1 protein-coding gene is annotated in these 620 nt (G+C 64.0%); it reads right to left on the reverse strand.

Going from position 1 to position 620, the window contains the following annotated elements; all coding sequences use genetic code 11:
• Positions 1–605 (reverse strand): hypothetical protein (locus JIN81_RS18800; RefSeq protein ID WP_234045608.1); only part of this gene is annotated, 605 nt, incomplete at its 3' end.
• Positions 606–620 lie beyond the last annotated feature (15 nt).

Here is a 620-nt window from a genome sequence, read left to right on the forward strand (position 1 = left end):
GCCTTCTCATCGAGCCAGCGGCCACGCCCCACCAGATCCTTCGCTTTCAGCGGCAATCTCATCCACTCCAGCCCCGCCTTCGCCAGGCGCTCCGCCTCCGCCACATCGTGCGCCCGCGCCGCCGCGCCGCGCAGACTTCCCTTGCGACGCCTCTCCGCCACTTCCGGCTTGAGCATCGCCAGCAGCTTCTCTCCGAAACTCTCCTCTCCCAGATACCAACCCCGGCGCAAGGCCTTAAGCGATTCGTCACTCAGCGCTCCCTCCCGATCCTTCGCCCGCTCTTCGAGGTAGCCTGCATACGCCCTCAAACCGCGCCGGCCCTCCGCCAGCTCGAAAGCTTCCAGCACCCGCTCGGTCACCAGCCACCCCGGCGGCTTCCTTCCCGCATAGATGGGAAAACTACTCCATTGCCAATCCTTGAGCCGCTTGCCGCTGGTTCCTCCAACCCACCCCGAACGCACCGGATTGAGGTGAATGTAATCCGCCACAATCCGGAAATACATGCCGCTTCCCTCGCCATTGACCACCACCGCCTTGTAGCGCCCCTGGAACACATGCCCCCGGCGCTTCCTGCGCCGGTTCCATCCTTGGGAAAACACCCCCATGAACCACTTCATTCC

Origin of the sequence: Haloferula rosea (assembly GCF_016595525.1) — a bacterium.
Taxonomy (GTDB): Bacteria; Verrucomicrobiota; Verrucomicrobiia; order Verrucomicrobiales; family Akkermansiaceae; genus Haloferula; species Haloferula rosea.